Below are 17,953 nucleotides of genomic sequence, written 5' to 3'. Positions count from 1 at the left end.
CTGATGACAATGAAGCCTGTATTACGCACCACACTAACAGTGCTTGGTATGCTTTGGTGCAACACGAATTGGGCACAAAGCCTTGAGCAAACGATTAATGATGCCATACAGACCAACCCGGATATGGCTGTAACCTTACAGTCTTACTTTGCATCGCAGGCTGAACTCGACATTGCCCAGGGAAGGTTTCTACCCAGTCTTGATTTAAGAGCTGATAGTGGGCGAGAAGATCAGGATAGAGCTAATGTTGGAGAAACCAATCAAACTCGCAAGCAGGCCAGGCTGAAATTATCAATCCCGCTATTTCGTGGTTTTGCCAATACCAGTGAATACTCGCGCGCTGACTTCAACATGCAGGCTCATTATCATCAGACACTGGCACAAGCTGAATCACTCGCTTTACAGGTGGCGCAGGTTTATACCCATGTAATGAATGCTCAAGAGGTACTGCGTTTGTCGCAAGAAAACCTGGAGCAACATCTCGAAACTTACGATATGGTCGCTGCACGCAAGCGACAAGGCATATCGGATAAATCTGATCTTACGCAAATCAAAGGACGTATTGCCAGAGTCAGAGCCAATATACTAGCTGCCCGTAACAACCTGGCTGATGCTGAAACTTTATACAAGCAACTCACTGGTGACTATCCCGGTGACTTTATCCGTCCGGAGGTCGATCAGTCTTATTTACCTGAAAGCCAGGATCGAGCCATTAAATTAGCACTTCAGAATAATCAGCTACTCATCGCCAGCAGACTCGATGTGAATGCTTCAACAGCTGATGTGAAAGGTGTTCAATCTGAAAACTATCCCAGCTTTGACTTAGTTGCAGATCGTAGTTGGAAAGATAATGTGTCTGGTTTTGATGGTCGGGAAGATGAATCGCGACTGCTTGTAGAAATGAACTGGAACCTCTACTCCGGGGGACAAAGCAGCTCCCGTTATCGTCGGGCTCTCTATCGGGAGGAAGCCTCCCGGATGCGTTCGAATAAGGTGTATCGCGAGGTTCAGGCCAATGCAGAATCATCTTGGGACGCTTTCGTGACACTAAAGCAATCACGCGTCCATTTACACGATTATGTAGAGCAATCCAGAGAGAGTACGGAGTTATATCTGGCACAATTTAAGGCTGGCCATCGTACGTTATTGGATTTGCTTGATACTCAGAACGAGCTGTTTGAAGCGCGCAAGCAATACCTCGCTGCTGATTATCAGTACGTTTATGCCCAATACCGTGTTCTTGCGAGCATAAGCAATATCCTGGGTGCAATGCGAATCAATACTATACGGCCACTGTTGCAAAAAGGGCCAAAGAAGACGACTCCATAAGCAAGGAGCGTGTACCACCCAGGGCTCACTTGGGATGAAATACAACAGGTGTTAGCGACTGATTCCGATATTCCACAGCGGAATTTGACAGATTCGACAATCGTATCTAATTAAAATATGTGCTCCGCTTTCCTTCCAATATCTTGCCTGTTCATTCCTTAACATCTCCTAAGGCTCCTCATGAATACACGACTCCCACTGCTTATACCGATACTCCTGTCTCTTTTTATCCCTCCTGCTTTTGCCGACAAAGAGTGTTCCGACATTGACGCTCTTGGCCTGAAAGAGAAGCAGCAAAGATTGATTGATATGAAACAGCGCTTCATCGAAACCCTTAAACCCTGGAAACACCTGGATCATATTCGTAAAGAGGCCACCAACCCCTCGCAATTAGATGAAGCAGGGGATCTTGCCCTGCAAAGCATCCCTGAAATCATTCAAAAAAATTATCCGGAAGTGCCCAAAACCATTCAGGAAGATATTAGTCAGCAGATAGAAGAACTCGATAGGGTGGCAGACTGTTTCCACTTTGGTAAGCGAAACAAAGAGTCGCTGATGAAACTGCGTTACCGGAAGGTACAAGACACCGATAGCCCCTATATTGGCTTCCTGTTACCAAAGGAGCGGGATCAGCCCCGCAAAGCGGAAGTCACCAGCTCTTCATCCTGCCGGGATAAACACTGCGACTTCACCACTAAGAATGTCGATGACCTGGATAAAGATGTCATCCTGCTGGTTCATCGCCCTGCCCGACTCAGTACTCCGGTAACGCATACGAAACCCATTGTCGACCCCAACACCACTGCCACAGAGCGCCTGCCTGAACGTGATTATCTTCTGGAGCTCAACCTGGAACGGGTCGGCGAGTATTTCACCAAGCCTGAAATCTACATGCATCTGACCTACTACAATGGCGACCAGCCCATTCGTGAGGATACGATTGAAATCCCCTGGGCAAAAGAAAAAGGCGTCAATAAAGGCAAAACAGAACTGATTATCTGGATGAATGCAGACTCCGTACAGCTGACTCTGATGGAAAATGACTGGGAAATCCCCTTCAGACTGATCGGCAAAATCCTCAGCAAGGCTGTAGCCATTGGAATACAGCTGGCCAGCGCCAGTTATCCTGAAATAGGCCATATCAAGAGTGCTCTCGATACGCTCAATAATCGCTTCTCATCGGAAGAGACCGAATTCTATGATGCCTTGGGCAGAATGAATGCCGATGATCTCCTGGATACCGTTCGTCTGCAAAGAACCGACGTGCAAAGTTATGTCGTCATGAAAACCGGGGTTGTAAAAATGACACTGATGCCTGTCTACACCCCCAAAACAGGCTTGAAAGACGAACTATAGCCGAATGGTTATCACGTAGTCTCTGTATGGAGGGTCAGAAATATTGCTCACTACCTTACGGGGTCGACTGCCGTTATAATGGCGACTTTTTCACCAGCCAGATCAGTGATCGCTGATTTTGCTATTCTGAGTCACCTGAGGCCTGAACATTACAGCTTCAGGGTCTCAGACCATTATACAGCAGACAGGAATCCGGCTTTGGCGTCTGAAATAACCAAAACAGCCCTGAGCGAACAAACAGCCCTGAGCGAAAAAAATGTGAACCCAGAAAGCAAAAGTATGAGCGCAACAAAAAAGCTTTATATCAAAACCCACGGTTGCCAGATGAACGAGTACGACTCAGCTCGAATGGCTGACCTGCTCGGAGAAACCCATACTCTGGAGTTAACAGACAATCCGGAAGAAGCCGATGTTGTGTTGGTTAACACCTGCTCTGTGAGGGAAAAAGCCCAGGAAAAGCTGTTCCATCAACTGGGTCGCTGGAAAAAACTGAAAGAAGCCAATCCCGACCTGGTGATCGGTGTCGGAGGCTGCGTGGCCAGCCAGGAAGGGGAAGCTATCCGCAAGCGTGCGCCCCAGGTAGACGTAGTATTCGGACCACAAACCCTGCACCGCCTGCCAGAGATGATCGATGCCACCCAGAGCAACCATATCCCTGTGGTCGATGTCACCTTCCCGGAAATTGAAAAGTTTGACCGGCTGCCAGAGCCTTCTGTAGAAGGGCCAACGGCCTTCGTTTCCATCATGGAAGGGTGCAGCAAATACTGTACTTTCTGCATTGTTCCTTACACCCGTGGTGAAGAAGTCAGCCGCCCCATGGATGACGTAATTGCCGAGTGCGCCGGTCTGGCTGAGAAAGGGGTTCGGGAAGTCAATCTGCTGGGGCAGAATGTAAATGCTTATCGTGGCGAAAAAGACGATGGTACTGTTTGTGATCTGGCTGAGCTGATCACCATAGTCGCTGCGATAGACGGCATTGACCGAATTCGTTTCACCACGTCTCACCCGAAAGAGTTCTCCCAGAGCCTGATCGATGTTTACGCTCAGGTACCGGAGCTTGTCAGCCACCTGCACCTTCCTGTGCAGGCCGGATCTGACCGAATTCTCTCCCTGATGAAACGTAACCACGAAGTTGAGATGTACCGGGACAAGATTCGCCAGTTGCGTGAACACCGCCCTGACCTGAGTCTCTCTTCAGACTTTATCGTGGGCTTCCCGGGTGAAACCGATGAAGATTTTGAAGACACCATGAACCTGATCAACGAGATCGGTTTCGATGCCTCGTTCAGCTTCATCTACAGCAAACGCCCCGGAACCCCGGCATCCGACATGCCCGACGACGTTCCTGAGTCCACCAAAAAGCAGCGACTGAAAATTCTGCAGGAGCGAATCAATCAACAGACCATGCAAATCAGTCGTCGTCTGGTAGGCAGCACCCAGAAAATTCTGGTAACGGGTTACTCCAAAAAAGACCCGGGCGAACTGAGTGGCCGGACAGAGTGCAATCGTGTGGTTAACTTCAAGTGTGCCGAACCTCGCCTGATTGGTCGATTTGCCGAGGTTGAGATTGTTGAGGCGTTCCCTCACAGTTTGCGTGGCAGCCTGATTGATTCTGAACTGGGTGTTGTTGCCTGACCCTTCGAACAGAGTGGCTGGTCTCAAGCTCACCGAGGCCAGCTATCAATCTTCTTTTACCCTCGGGCAAATCCGCTGCCAAGATCGTGCAGACTGGATACATTTACCTGTAGGCCTTTGCTCCTGAAAAGCGTGATTATCAAAAAATTGAGAGATTTCGCATACATATCTATCATTTATTGAGTTTCGTTAATCGCACGTAACATGCTTTCATTATGAGTTGGCTTTAGCGCATAAATACTAATCATTAGTACCGGATATAAGGAGTTTAATTTATCAAGAGCTTTATATGCGCCCTTTTTATTACAGGCATCTCGAATTTAGGGCACGCTTCATGTCTAGTATATAAGAGTTCCAACAGCTGGACGGCCATTGGTTACATTGGTTTAGATAACCAAACCATCTACAAGATTTCTGATAAATCACATAAAAATGTTTACGTTGACATGCTACAAAAGTTTGCTTTTGAGCTAACAAATAACTTGGGTTATAGTATTTTTTCAAAAATCTTCTACGAAACCCCACATCAAGAAAAAGTGACAGGTTATATTAGCGTTTTCAAAAATGTTATTTATGAAAATGCTAGTAGTTGGAATGAGGTTGGTTTTATAGGTTGGGATCGTCGTACTATCTATAAAAATAGGGATAGTTGGGACATCACAGGGTATATCGGATTTGGTTGCGACGATGACGATGATTAGTAATTCTAAATTTTAAGTTAAAGTTCGGATGATTCATAACGAATAAGGATAGATTGTGCACAGCCGCAATCTTATCCGGTTGTTGAACAAGCCCGGATTTGACAGCCACTCAGTATGGTTTGTAGGAAATAGCTTTTTCTCTGGCTGCCTTCATAGCTGATGTAGGTTGGTTTTGACTTTTGTTAAGCTAAGCGTGCCCCCGCCCCAGCCATTAATTGAGCATTGTCGTGAAATTATGTATTCAGATTGTGCTGGCTCTCCTCTGTTGAGTGAATTTAAGCCCTTTTCTATTGGTCAGGTGTTTTTGGCAAAGTTCTTCGAACTGTTTTTTCGGTTGAATTCATGTTCAGTATTCCTGTTATTCAGACACATCAGAATTGATGTGGTATCAGGAATTATTAGACAATATTGAGAGTTTTTTTACCGCGTTAGCGGCTTGGTTCATCAAAGCGTTTAAGAGTGACTACCCACGCTTGCTGATTTCGCTTCGCTCAAATTATAGCAAGCTTGGGCAGCACCTTGACACAATGTTAGGCGCGACAGGAGGTTCATTTGGAAAATCTAATTGTTTTTACTGGCGGTCCAGGTTCAGGTAAAACATCTGTTATTAATCACTTGAAAGAACTCGGGTATGAGTGTGCCCCCCGAAGTCGGTCGTGAAGTAATTAAGAAGCAAGTAGAGTCTCAAGGTCTCGCGTTACCATGGTGTAACAAAGTGGCATTTCGTGACGAAATGGTGAGAGAGGAGATCATAAATTATGAGAGATATAGAATGATCAAAGACACAGTTTTCTTTGATCGATGTGTGATTGATTGTTACGGGTATAGTACGCTGGAGCAGTTGCCAGTATCAAATATGTTGCTCAGATATTGCATTGAGATTAGCTATCGTAAATCGGTTTTTTTGTTCCCACCTTGGGAATCAATATTCACTAATGATCTGGAACGAAAACAAGATTTCAACGAGGCTGTAGCTACGTACGAACACATGGTTGAAGCCTACTACAAATTCGGTTATGACTTAGTGGAAGTGCCAAAATGTTCTACCAAGAAACGGGCAGAATTTATCGTGAATAATGTGTAGCTAACAAGCGGCTGCATTTCGTTCCGGCCTGCGGCCTCCAACGGACTCGCTTCACTCGCCGATGAGCCGAGCGTTAGGTGACACCACCTCTGAAACTTCTCATGAAATTGACAGTACGATTCCTGTGAGCCATCATTCTTGGCAGGAATCATTTGTCTATCATAGATTATGGGAGATTGGATTTTTTGCATCTGACACTCCCCGCCCTATCGGGCGAGGGTTCTTGATCGCTCAAGAACGTTTCTGTTTCATAGTTCGTTGCTCAGGGAACAGGCTTGGTTATCGCATAAAAGTTCCACAGTGAGAGCTTTTACGATGGCGAATCAACGGGGGCGCCTAGCCCCATGCTCCCCAAGTCTCACACAAACTCCACAGACTTAACATCCCGTCTGCCCGACGGTAGGTCTACAAGAGACAGGACAAAAGGTAGCAGTTTACCTACAAACACTCAACCGGAACGCTCTACGCGTTCCCGCCTTATATCCCCGCCCGCATTGGGCGAGGCTTTACGGCGAAACTGGTAATAAAGCGAAAACCATTCGATGACCTTGCTGTTCGGTTTCCAATGGATCGTGAACCTATCTTGAGAACGTACAGGTTGCTTGACAGTATGAAGTGTAAACCAAACAACTCTCAAGAGCTTAAGAACCTGTTCCCAAGCTTAGATAGATTCAAGTACGTGGAAGATTGGTGGGTTATTAATATTGGTGGTAACAAATATCGAACTGTACTCGGAATTAATTTCAGATCGGGTAGAGTTTTTGTGAAATTTGTTGGGACTCATAAAGAGTATGAAAAATTTACGAATGAGTATAGATGATATAGCTAGTGCGGAAGCTTGAGCTCCCACCAAAACATGCAAAAAGTGAATTGACAATGTTAGTAGCACTTGAAAATAGAGAGAATACGATGACTATATATGAACAAATGAGAGAGTTTGTAGCGTCAGTATCTCATGAAGCTAAAACGAGCTTCGGATTTTCTTTGCCTCTATCATCAGAAGCAGATTACAACAAAGCTTGTGATTTAATAGAGGAACTTGACTCAAAAAAGGGTACTGATAAAGAAGTTGATTTTATTTATCATTTCATGAAAATGTGGGAAGACAAGAATCTTCAAGCATTGCCTGAAGCCAGAGGAATAGATTTTCTATTACATTTGATGGAGGTAAACAATCTATCACAATATGATTTACCTGAAATTGGTAAGCAACCATATGTATCAAGAATAATTTCAGGAAAAGCAACGCTTAAATTACATCACATAGATAGATTAAGTGATAGATTTAATGTTCCTAGATCTATGTTTCTAGATGATTGAGACCACTCCCAATATAATTAGCTCCAGCACCTAACGAATATGGATAGATTGCGCGTAGCCGCAATCTTATCCGGTTGTTGAACAAGCCCGGATTTGACAGCCACTCAGTACGGTTTGTAGGAAATGGCTTTTTCTCTGGCTGCCTTCCCCTCTGTGTCAGAATAGATGTCGCCCTATTTTCTTTTCTCGCAGGTTCGCTGGTCGACCATTGACAGCTCCACCTGATCCGTTACAGTGTCGTCACTCACCTGCATGCCAAAACCCGTTAGTTGGCATTTCCCATAACATCAGACAATTACCACGGAGCACACCATGTCAGTTTTGAGAATCGCTGTGAACGGAGCCAAAGGCAAAATGGGACAGACAGTGGTTGAGTTTGTCCAAAAACACAGCCGTCTGGAACTGGCCGCATCCATCGACCTGGGCGATGACCTGGCAGCGGAAGTGAAAAACAACGACGCCGATATTGTCGTTGACTTTACCCGTCCGGAAATTCGTATGGAAACTGTGAAGAACACTCTGTTCTCTGGTGCTTCAGCGGTAGTCGGTACCACCGGCTTTACGCCTGAAGACCTGGAGAGCATTCGGAGCTGGGTCAGGGAAACCGGCAAAGGCTGCTTTATTGCACCTAATTTCATCGTGGGTAACGTGCTGATGCAGCAGTTTGCCAGGCAGGCCGCCCGTTATTATGAATACGCCGAAATCATTGAGTACCATCACCAGCAAAAAGTAGACTTCCCATCGGGTACCGCAGTAAAAACAGCCGAACTGATGAGCGAAGAGCGCGAGAAGTTCAATATTGGTACCCATGATCAGGTTGCCAACATTGAAGGCTCGCGGGGTGGTGATTACAGGGGAATAAAGCTTCACGCAGTCCGTATGCCAGGCTTTGTAGCCTCTCAGGAAGTGATTCTGGGCGACACTGGTCAGTACCTGACCATCCGTCATGATTCCATTGAACGAACAAGCTACATGCCAGGCATTCTTATGGCCAGTGAGTACATCCACGACAAGGCTGAACTGGTATACGGGCTGGAACATATTCTCTGATCGCAGAGAATGAATGGATTAAACAGATGACATTGTTAAAACCTACGGTAAAATCCTATTTTTCAGCAGTCTGATTCACTCATTTTTGCCCGCTGCGAGTGCACAGCAAAATACACTCATAGCTAATAAAATACGGCAAGAATCGGACTGCAGTATATGCTTAACCAATATAAATCGCAGTAAGAGCTGAATTCTCGACTTGAATACCCAGATCCAGGCAACACCGACAAAAAGTGCAGGTATAACCTGTCAGTTTCTTCTCGAACCGGACGATCCCCATCGATTCGCAGAGCTCTGCGGACAATTCAATCAGCACCTGAAACAGATAGAACAGCGCCTTGGCGTTGATATCCGTTATCGTGGCAACCAGTTCACGATCAGGGGTGAGGATCGGAGTGCCCAGGCTGCTTCGGAGATACTCAAGCGTCTATACCGGGAGACCGGAAAAACAGAACACCTGACGGCTGAGACAGTGCACCTCTATCTTCAGGAGTCAGCTGTTGAATGGGTCCACGAAGCCAGATCCGACAATCTGATCACTCTGCGCACCCGCAAGGGCACAGTCACTCCAAGAGGTGAAAACCAGCAGAAATATGTTCGTTCCATTCTTACTCACGATATCAACTTTGGTATTGGCCCGGCTGGCACCGGTAAAACCTATCTGGCTGTTGCTGCTGCCGTTCAGGCTCTGGAAGAAGAGGAAATCCGTCGAATCCTGCTGGTAAGGCCCGCTGTGGAAGCCGGTGAAAAGCTGGGCTTTCTTCCGGGTGACCTGTCTCAAAAAATCGATCCTTATTTGCGTCCTCTCTACGATGCACTCTATGAAATGCTGGGCTTTGAGCGAGTCGACAAACTGATCGAGAAAAATGTGATCGAGGTTGCCCCTCTCGCTTACATGCGTGGCCGTACTCTTAATAACTCTTACATCATCCTTGATGAAGCCCAGAACACGACGCCGGAACAGATGAAAATGTTCCTGACCCGCATCGGTTTTGGCTCAACCGCCGTCATTACCGGTGACATTACCCAGGTCGACCTGCCCAGGGGCACCCGCTCTGGTCTGGCTCATGCCATTGATGTTCTCAAAGGTGTCGACGGTATTGGCTTCAACTGGTTTAACGCCAAGGACGTTGTCCGTCACCCGATTGTCCAGAGAATTGTGCGGGCTTACGATCGCTTTGATCAGTTAAGTCAGAACAAATCTGTTGCAGGGGTTCAGTAATGTCTGCAGACGTCCATGTCGACGTACAGATAGCCAGCGGGAGTTCCGAAATACCCTCGCAATCGGATCTGCACAAATGGGCAGCTGCAGCAGTTGGCAATCATCGCGAAGAAGCCGAAATCAGTCTGCGTATTGTTGACAGTGAGGAAGGTGCAGAACTCAACCGGCAATGGCGCCAAAAAGACGGTCCCACCAACGTTCTGTCTTTTCCCTCTGACCTGCCGGAAGAACTCAACCTGCCGCTTTTGGGCGATCTGGTTGTCTGTTCACCTGTGGTTGAACGTGAGGCCAGGGAACAGGAAAAAACCCTTCAGGCACACTGGGCTCATATGATGGTTCATGGCACACTGCACTTGCTGGGTTATGACCATATCGAAGAAGACGAAGCCGAGGCGATGGAATCTCTGGAAACAGCGATTCTCCAAAGCCTTGGTTTTCCTGATCCGTACCAGTCTGAAAAGGGCGGATCATCATCATAGGAGAGGCTGGCCGAATCATGCAGATGATGCCATGAGAAGGCCTTCACGGTAATACAAGGTAATGAACGACGACACTGCGCCGGGCGACTCGCCCGCCCCGACATGGAAAGACAAACTGACGGCTCTGTTCGCTCAGGACCCTCAGAACCGGAGTGAGCTACTGACTCTACTCAATGATGCCGGACTCAGGGGCATTATTGACGATGAAGCTCTCAGTATTATTGAGGGCGCTGTTCAGGTGGCTGACATGCAGGTCAGGGAAATCATGATCCCACGCTCCCAGATGGTCTGTGTTGATGAAGACCAGGAGCCTCGGGACTTCCTGTCCAGGGTGATCGAATCAGCCCACTCCCGCTTTCCCGTCATCGGCGATACCAAAGACGAGATTATCGGCATTCTTCTGGCCAAGGATCTTCTGCCGCTGATTCTCCAGAATGGTAAATTCAATATCAAGGACCACCTTCGTCCTGCCACTTTCATTCCTGAAAGCAAACGTCTGAATGTGCTCCTGAAAGAGTTCCGAACCAACCGTAATCACATGGCCATAGTCATTGATGAATTTGGTGGTGTAGCCGGTCTGGTCACGATCGAAGACGTTCTCGAACAAATTGTCGGGGATATAGAAGACGAGCACGATGTTGAAGAGGACAGCTTCATCAAACCGGTTGAGGAACAGGCCCGTACTTTTATCGTCAAAGCCCTGACCCCTATAGAAGACTTCAACGAGCACTTTGAATCCAGCTTCAGCGACGAAGAGTTCGATACCATTGGGGGGATTGTCCTGCAGGAGTTCGGACATATGCCCAAACGGAATGAGTTCGTGGAAATTAACGGTTTCCGATTTGATGTTCTGAATTCTGACGGTCGCCGAATTCGACTGTTGCGAGTTAGCCCCGTCTAGCAAAATCAGGCAAACTGGTGGGGAGGACTCACGGTGTGACTGGTTTCAGTCCGACGGTTCTCCAGCCAGTCACCGCTGAGGAAACTGACTTTTCCGAATTCCATTTATGAACAAAAAAACGCTCTACTTTGGTCACCTTGCCACACTGTTGGCTGGAAGTTTGTTTCCACTGGGTTTCAGTCCCTTTAACATCTGGCCTGTCCTGATCGTTGCTACAGCAGCAGGCTTTGCTTATACCCGCACAGAAACAGTAAAGACGACCACTGTCCGAGGCTTTCTGTTTGGGCTGGGCCTTTTCGGTACAGGGACTTCATGGATTTATGTCAGCATCCATAACTTTGGTGCTGCCTCAGTCCCTCTGGCAGCTCTGTTAACCGCTCTGTTCGTTATTATGATGGCTGCCCTGATGGTCATGCCGCTTTTCTATCTTTATGCAAAACTCAGGCATCGATTCAATATTCAGGCTCCCTGGCAACAAGCTCTGATTTTCGCCGGATTATGGACACTGTTTGAATGGGTTCGTAGCTGGCTACTCACTGGCTTCCCCTGGCTTCTTGAGGGTTACTCACTGCTCGACACCCCTGTTCAATCCTGGGCACCTGTCGTAGGTGTTTTTGGATTGACTCTGCTCATGGCTTCGACTGCAGCCCTGATTACTGCGACACTGGTCACTGATCGAGCCCATCGGAACCCATCTTTGATCGCACTGTCAATCACCCTGGTGTTCTGGGTTGCATCGGTTCCACTGGGTAAATTACAGTGGACTCACCCCGTGGGGGAGATAAGCTTCAGCGCTGTTCAGGGGAATATCCCCCAGCTCCTGAAATGGGACCCCGGCTATGTTGAGAAAACACTGAATACTTTCTATGGACTTTCTGAAGACGAGTGGGATCAGGAGCTGATCATCTGGCCTGAAAATGCCATGCCTCTTTACTACAGTCAGGCCAGATCGGTGCTCAGTCAGCTCAATCGTAAAGCAGCTGAACACAACAGCGCCCTGATTCTCGGCTTACCTATTGATGAGCGATCTGAGGACACAAAATCTTTGTTCGACGAAAAGTATTACAACGGCATAATCGCCATGGGTCTGGGAGAAGGTCGCTATTACAAGCAGAAGCTGGTTCCCTTTGGGGAGTATGTTCCTCTTGATTCACTCCTGCGCGGGCTGATCAGCTTTTTTGACCTGCCTATGTCGGCATTCAGCCCGGGGCCTGGTGGTCAGGAAAAACTGCGAGTCCCCAACACTGTGATAACCACTTATATTTGTTATGAGGTGGTTTACCCCGACTTTGCTGCCCGGCAGGCAAAAGACAGTGGGTTGTTAATAACCATCAGTAATGACACCTGGTTTGGCAAGTCTATCGGCCCCGAGCAACATTTCCAGATGGCCCGTATGCGCTCACTGGAGACCGGTCGATACATGATTCGCGCGACCAACGACGGTATCACTGCCCTGATAAACGATAAAGGTCAGATGGTTGAAAGCATCGAACGTTTCAAACCCGGAGTACTGAGAGGCACCGCTAAAGTCATGACAGGCAACACTCCTTTCATGTTACTGGGGTCCTGGCCTGTTTTATTCTTGAGTTTGATAATGATTATTGTGGCAGTTCTCAGCGCAAGAAGATCTGTCTCTGATTCACAGAAGTAAGGATCGGCTGTCTGTTATCTGAATTAAAAAGGGTGGCTTTGAGTCACCCTTTTTAATTCGGCCATCCTTTGATAAAAAATCAAACCACGCCCAGTTCTTTCAGTCGTTCCACCAGGTAACTACGCTGAGTATGACGCTCAGACAAGACCACCTCACTGCGTGGATGCAAGAACAGAGGCAGGGACATTCTGGATTTCTCACCCTTACCACCAGTCGGGTTGATCACCCTGTGACTGGTGGAAGGGAAATAACCGCCGGAAGCTTCCTGCAACATATCCCCGGTGTTGATGATCAGGTAGCCGAACTTTGAAGGAACATCGACCCAGCTGCCATCTTTCAATCTGACCTGCAGGCCGGGCTCACTGGCTGCTGGCAGAATGGTCAGCAGATTGATATCTTCATGGGCTGCTGCGCGAATGGCTCCCGGCTCTTCTTCGCCAGTGAACGGAGGATAGTGAAGTACCCTGAGCAAGGTATTTGGCGTGTCTTCAATCATATGTGGAAGCGGCTCGGAAAAGCCTTCTGCTACCTCACAAGGCGCATTACTTTCAACCCATCCCAGCAACTCACCCGCCAGATCAGAAGCTTTTTCATAATAATCTGTAATTTCTGATTTCAGTTCAGCAGGAATCCGGCCCCAGGGGTAAATATGGTAATACTCTTTAATATCTTTCTTCTCATGCCCTTTGGCCACTTCAGAAACCTCTGGTGGAAAATAGCCGTCCTGCTTTTCAGGATCAAACAGAAAATCCTGTCTGGCGGGAGAATTAAAGAAGTTCAACCAGTTATCGTAAATTGACTGAACCAGATTCTGACTCAAAGGGTGGTTGGTTAAAACCGCAAAGCCGGTTTCGCGGAGTGATTCAACAAATTTTTGAGCTGCATCTGTGGCCTTATAATCGACTACCTTAACGTCCATTATCCTGATATCCGGTCAGTAAAAGTGGCGAGATTTTATCGTTCAGTTCAAGAAAAGAACAAGCTTTATGCGGTATTAAAAGCATTAAACCGGCTTCATACAAAAAATTGATTTTTTATTCTCAATAGCCGCCAATAGGCTATAAGGGTCTATGATATTGGCGTTCACATTCGAATTCCGGACTGGATAGGGTTTCGATTCAATGACAAACACCAACCTCAAGCAAAAACCCTGGCGACATTTGACTCTGGCACTACTAATGGGACAGTCGACAGCCATGTACAGCTCTGCAGAACGCCCAACCGGGGTGCGAATTGAACGCGATAGCCTGGGAGAAGTGACTGTTCCCAGGGACGCCCTCTATGGTGCCCAGACCCAGCGGGCAGTTGAGAACTTTCCTGTCAGTGGGCAGCCATTGCCTCATCCTTTCATAGAAGCCATTATCCGCATCAAAAAAGCCGCAGCCCGAACCAATCAGTCACTTGAGTTACTGGCTGAAGAGAATGCCCTGGCCATTATCGAAGCTGCAGATACTCTTATTGAAGGAAAATATGCGGATCAGTTTCCTATCGATGTCTACCAGACCGGGTCCGGAACAAGCAGTAATATGAATGTGAACGAAGTGATCAGTAATCTGGTCAATCGTACTTCAGGATTAAAAATCTCGCCCAATGATCACGTCAATATGGGACAAAGCAGCAACGACGTCATTCCTTCTGCTATTCACGTATCGTCTGCCTTGTTGATTCATAATCACCTGCTGCCCGCTTTGAATCATCTTCTGGAAGTGATGAAAAAGCGTCGGTTAGAGCTTGAGAATACCGTAAAAACAGGCAGAACCCATATGATGGATGCCATGCCCGTAACCTTTGGTCAGGAAATCAGTGGCTGGATAGCACTGATCAATAATGACCAACAACGAATCAGGCAGACCCTTGAGCGTCTCTATCAACTCACTCTGGGTGGCACTGCTGTTGGCACCGGAACCAACACTCATCACGACTTTGCAACAAAAGTCAGCAAACAACTGAGTCAGGATACCGGTTTGCTTTTCAAGCCTGCTAATAACTTCTTTGCAGCCCAGAGCCTGCCGGCCACAGCGCTTGAACTGTCCTCAGACCTTCGCAGTGTGGCGGTGTCACTGATGAAGATCGCCAATGACCTGCGCCTGATGAACAGTGGACCTTTGGCAGGGCTTGGTGAAATTGAACTGCCTACCCTGCAGCCTGGCTCCAGTATCATGCCGGGTAAGGTGAATCCGGTTATCTCCGAATCGGTTACCATGGCAGCCGCCCAGATCATGGGGCTGGACTCAGCCATCGCGATTGCCGCCCAGTCTGGCAATTTTCAGCTCAATGTCATGCTGCCACTGATCGCCAACAACCTGATCAATAGCATTACTCTGGCCACCAATAGCAGCCTGATTCTCGCCGACAAGGCTATAGCCGACTTTACTGTCAGGGAAGCTCATATCAAGGAGACGCTGAGGCGCAATCCGGTACTGGTGACAGCCCTGAACCCATTGATTGGCTATATGAAGGCGGCTGAAATTGCCAAGCAGGCTTATCGTGAGAAACGTCCGGTCATCGAAGTTGCTAAAGAAAAAACCGGTATGTCGGAAGAGGCATTGAAGAAGATTCTGGACCCTGGACGGGCCACCAAAGGCGGCATTGTCAAATAGCCCGGCTTGCTAAAGAGGGCGTCACAAAAACCCGTTTTCGACACCCTTAACGAATGGTCAGCCGATACCAGATTAAGCCCAGATATTCATTCAGGGCCAGTTCACTGAGCCTGAGATTGCGAACCCTCGGGATCCAGTTGGCCCCTTTCTGCCAGGTGATCTCTTTCGAGTTGAATGCTGTGGGTGCCGGAATCACTTTGAAGCCAGCCCTTTCAAAACTCAACACTGCCCGGGGCATATGCCAGGCGTGAGTAATCAGGACAACCGTTATCTGCTCTTTACCTGCCAGCTTATTACCCAGCAGCTTTTTACTGTTCCGGGCGTTTTGCCGGGTTGTCGTGCTCTGAGTTTCTTTCCATGAGACATCAACGTTATAGTCATTCTTCAGAACTCTGGCCATCATTTCCGACTCAGGTCGCTTCCCACCGCCAGTGGCCAGAATGGGGACTTCACACTCCCGGTACAACAAAGCGGTATAACGAATACGCTCAAGTGACAGAGGAGTCGGCTGATAACCCTCCAGTTCAGCAGAGCTTCTCGGCCTTCCCCCTCCCAGCAGCACCATGGCATCGGCTTTTTTACAAAGACTCCTATCAACAGGAGGATATATCTCCAGCCCCCTGGCGAGAAGATTGGCAATAGGGGCAACCGAAAGCAGATAGAGAAAAATCAGGGCCAACCACGCCAGCAAGCCCATTGTTGTTTTAAAGATCATGTTTTAAAGATCATTCCCAAAATCAGCATCCATAAAATATTAAAGGGGGGAAGCTGTCAGCCTCTCACCCCAATCAGCTACTGTAATTCACCAACAATATAACATCGTTACTGAGAAAAAAGCTTAACCGTTCAGGAGCCTGTCAGAATGATCTGATTCAGGCATTCAACCTGATAGCAATGAGTCAAAAAAAATGACAAGGCCCAGCTTGATGGGATCAATAAGAATTTACTTATTCAGCCGCCACTAATGCTGATATTTTAAGCTTTTTCGTAACATCCAGTATTCGGTATTCCGGCTCAGGACTATTTATCTGACAAGAGATCCTGATAATAGATCGGAAAGCACGTACTAAACCCCTGATCCAGACATGAGTTAATAAAGCCACTGACAAACTTTTATTGAAGTAGCCTTATGACCGAAAAAGAGAAAATGCTTGCAGGACTGGATTACCTTGCATTTGATTCTGAATTGACCCAGGATCGCCTCGAGGCCAAGAAGCTGTGTCACCGCTTTAATCAAGTTTCACCGGACGACAAAACACAACAGGCAGAGGTTCTCAATGAACTTCTGGGTACCCTTTCAGAAGCATGGATAGAGCCCTTTTTCTATTGTGATTATGGCTACAATATCCACTTGGGAGAGAACTTTTATGCCAACCATCACTGCACGATTCTCGACGGTGCTAAAGTCACCATTGGTAATGATGTGTTGTTTGGCCCCAGTGTCACCATAAGTACTGCGGGACACCCTCTGGATTCAGTAACCCGAAACACAGGGCTGGAGTTCTGCAAACCCATCACCATCGGTAATAACGTCTGGCTGGGCGCCAATGTGAGCGTCAATCCCGGAGTGACTATTGGCGATAATTCTGTGATTGGAGCGGGCAGTGTGGTGACTCGTGACATTCCTGCGAATAGCGTGGCAGTGGGAGCACCCTGCAGAGTCATTAAATCAGTCATGAACAAAGAAGCCATCTTATCACCCTTAAGCTGATGAGATAGCTTTATCTTGACATCCTCTAAAAGTACGGGGCTTTCCGCTCATTCAGGTAAAAGGCCTCTGATTCACGGCTTCACTTCGGCTTCCTCTGGTTTTCGTGACGTCAGACGAGCAAACATAATGCCCACCTCAAACAACAACCACATCGGGCCAGCCAGCAGAGTCTGGGAAATTACATCAGGAGGGGTCAGCAGCATGCCCAGAACAAAGCAGCCTACGACAATATAGGGACGCTTTCCAGACAGGGACTCAACGGTTGAGACTCCCGACCAGATCAGAAGCACAGTGACAACAGGAATCTCAAATGCCATACCGAAGGCAAAAAACAGTTTCAGAATAAAATTCAGGTAACTGTTTATGTCGGTCATCACCGTGACACTCTCAGGGCCGGTGCTGGTAAAGAACCCAAAGATCAGCGGAAAGACCACAAAGTAGGCAAAAGCCACTCCGACATAAAACAGTACGACACTGGCAATCAGCAGTGGTACAGCCAGCCTCTTCTCATGCCTGTATAGCCCCGGCGCAATAAACCCCCATATCTGATTGAGGATAAAAGGAATAGCGGCAAACAGTGACAGGACCATTGTCAGTTTGAAAGGTGCCAGAAAGGGCGAAGCAACATCCGTTGCGATCATGCTGCTATTTTCCGGCAGGAAAACTCGCAGAGGCTCTGAAAAGAATTCATAGAGCGTACTGGAAAAGTAGAAGAGCCCGGCAAAAATAATCAGCATAACAACGATGCTGCGCAGAATACGGGTTCTCAGCTCTAGCAGATGCTGAACCAAAGGTTGTTGCTTGTCACTGCTCTCGGTAGTAGACGACATTTATTTGTTATCCTGAAAATCACTCCGATGGCCAGATACTTAAGCATACTCAACTGAAAACCCTTCTCACAATCAGTAGATTCA

The 17,953-nt window shown here is 47.6% G+C and carries 18 protein-coding genes; 15 read left to right on the top strand and 3 right to left on the bottom strand.

All coding sequences use genetic code 11. The annotated features are described in order from the left end of the window. Positions 1-9: 9 nt before the first annotated feature. The 13 genes from ACOJUN_RS11900 (at position 10) to lnt (ending at position 12,728) form a co-directional block, all read left to right on the top strand. The gene (locus ACOJUN_RS11900) at positions 10-1,329 is read left to right on the top strand and encodes a TolC family outer membrane protein (protein WP_422136814.1); all 1,320 of its coding nucleotides are present in this window, start codon (positions 10-12) and stop codon (positions 1,327-1,329) included. Positions 1,330-1,509: 180 nt separating this feature from the next. Beyond that, entirely contained in the window at positions 1,510-2,685 is a 1,176-nt protein-coding gene (locus tag ACOJUN_RS11895; RefSeq protein ID WP_422136813.1) for a hypothetical protein, read from the top strand. Positions 2,686-2,964: 279 nt separating this feature from the next. Continuing rightward, a complete protein-coding gene (gene miaB, locus ACOJUN_RS11890) occupies positions 2,965-4,320 on the top strand; it encodes a tRNA (N6-isopentenyl adenosine(37)-C2)-methylthiotransferase MiaB (protein WP_422137069.1) in 1,356 nt (451 codons plus the stop codon). Positions 4,321-4,766: 446 nt separating this feature from the next. Further along, positions 4,767-5,021, top strand: a complete 255-nt coding sequence (locus ACOJUN_RS11885; protein ID WP_422136812.1) for a hypothetical protein — start codon at positions 4,767-4,769, stop codon at positions 5,019-5,021. A gap of 552 nt (positions 5,022-5,573) precedes the next feature. Further along, positions 5,574-5,681: an AAA family ATPase gene (locus ACOJUN_RS11880; RefSeq protein WP_422136811.1), complete on the top strand. Its 108-nt coding sequence runs from the start codon at positions 5,574-5,576 to the stop codon at positions 5,679-5,681. Further along, positions 5,653-6,105, top strand: a complete 453-nt coding sequence (locus ACOJUN_RS11875; protein WP_422136810.1) for an AAA family ATPase — start codon at positions 5,653-5,655, stop codon at positions 6,103-6,105. The genes ACOJUN_RS11880 and ACOJUN_RS11875 overlap by 29 nt, the downstream gene beginning before the upstream one ends. A 565-nt stretch (positions 6,106-6,670) precedes the next feature. Beyond that, positions 6,671-6,925: a type II toxin-antitoxin system HigB family toxin gene (locus tag ACOJUN_RS11870; RefSeq protein WP_422136809.1), complete on the top strand. Its 255-nt coding sequence runs from the start codon at positions 6,671-6,673 to the stop codon at positions 6,923-6,925. 56 nt (positions 6,926-6,981) lie between these two features. Next, complete coding sequence (locus ACOJUN_RS11865; RefSeq protein ID WP_422136808.1) at positions 6,982-7,425, top strand: helix-turn-helix domain-containing protein; 444 nt, start codon at positions 6,982-6,984, stop codon at positions 7,423-7,425. A 312-nt stretch (positions 7,426-7,737) separates the two neighbouring features. Then, the gene (dapB, locus tag ACOJUN_RS11860; protein ID WP_422136807.1) at positions 7,738-8,475 is read left to right on the top strand and encodes a 4-hydroxy-tetrahydrodipicolinate reductase; all 738 of its coding nucleotides are present in this window, start codon (positions 7,738-7,740) and stop codon (positions 8,473-8,475) included. A 199-nt stretch (positions 8,476-8,674) separates the two neighbouring features. Beyond that, the gene (locus ACOJUN_RS11855; RefSeq protein ID WP_422136806.1) at positions 8,675-9,697 is read left to right on the top strand and encodes a PhoH family protein; all 1,023 of its coding nucleotides are present in this window, start codon (positions 8,675-8,677) and stop codon (positions 9,695-9,697) included. After that, entirely contained in the window at positions 9,697-10,176 is a 480-nt protein-coding gene (ybeY, locus tag ACOJUN_RS11850; protein WP_422136805.1) for an rRNA maturation RNase YbeY, read from the top strand. The genes ACOJUN_RS11855 and ybeY overlap by 1 nt, the downstream gene beginning before the upstream one ends. A gap of 61 nt (positions 10,177-10,237) precedes the next feature. Beyond that, entirely contained in the window at positions 10,238-11,077 is an 840-nt protein-coding gene (locus ACOJUN_RS11845; protein WP_422136804.1) for an HlyC/CorC family transporter, read from the top strand. Between the two features lie 106 nt (positions 11,078-11,183). Beyond that, on the top strand, positions 11,184-12,728 hold the full coding sequence (lnt, locus tag ACOJUN_RS11840) for an apolipoprotein N-acyltransferase (RefSeq protein WP_422136803.1): 1,545 nt from the start codon (positions 11,184-11,186) through the stop codon (positions 12,726-12,728). Positions 12,729-12,807: 79 nt separating this feature from the next. On the opposite strand, the gene ACOJUN_RS11835 is transcribed toward lnt, so the two are convergent. Further along, positions 12,808-13,647, bottom strand: coding sequence for an isopenicillin N synthase family dioxygenase (locus ACOJUN_RS11835; RefSeq protein ID WP_422136802.1), 840 nt, complete (start codon positions 13,645-13,647; stop codon positions 12,808-12,810). A 277-nt stretch (positions 13,648-13,924) separates the two neighbouring features. Between ACOJUN_RS11835 and ACOJUN_RS11830 the strand changes: the two genes are divergently transcribed. Then, positions 13,925-15,328: a class II fumarate hydratase gene (locus ACOJUN_RS11830; RefSeq protein ID WP_422137068.1), complete on the top strand. Its 1,404-nt coding sequence runs from the start codon at positions 13,925-13,927 to the stop codon at positions 15,326-15,328. A 46-nt stretch (positions 15,329-15,374) separates the two neighbouring features. Here ACOJUN_RS11830 and ACOJUN_RS11825 read toward each other — a convergent pair whose 3' ends face one another. After that, positions 15,375-16,043, bottom strand: coding sequence for a YdcF family protein (locus ACOJUN_RS11825; protein WP_422136801.1), 669 nt, complete (start codon positions 16,041-16,043; stop codon positions 15,375-15,377). A gap of 414 nt (positions 16,044-16,457) precedes the next feature. On the opposite strand from ACOJUN_RS11825, the gene ACOJUN_RS11820 reads away from it, so the two are divergent. After that, a complete protein-coding gene (locus ACOJUN_RS11820) occupies positions 16,458-17,039 on the top strand; it encodes a sugar O-acetyltransferase (RefSeq protein ID WP_422136800.1) in 582 nt (193 codons plus the stop codon). Between the two features lie 71 nt (positions 17,040-17,110). Here ACOJUN_RS11820 and tatC read toward each other — a convergent pair whose 3' ends face one another. Further along, a complete protein-coding gene (tatC, locus tag ACOJUN_RS11815) occupies positions 17,111-17,869 on the bottom strand; it encodes a twin-arginine translocase subunit TatC (RefSeq protein WP_422136799.1) in 759 nt (252 codons plus the stop codon). Positions 17,870-17,953 lie beyond the last annotated feature (84 nt).

The sequence above is a fragment of the Endozoicomonas sp. ALD040 genome (assembly GCF_049275945.1).
GTDB lineage: Bacteria > Pseudomonadota > Gammaproteobacteria > Pseudomonadales > Endozoicomonadaceae > Endozoicomonas_A.
The sequence above is the reverse complement of the archived record's forward strand: the minus strand, read 5'-3'. Positions and strand labels throughout refer to the sequence as shown.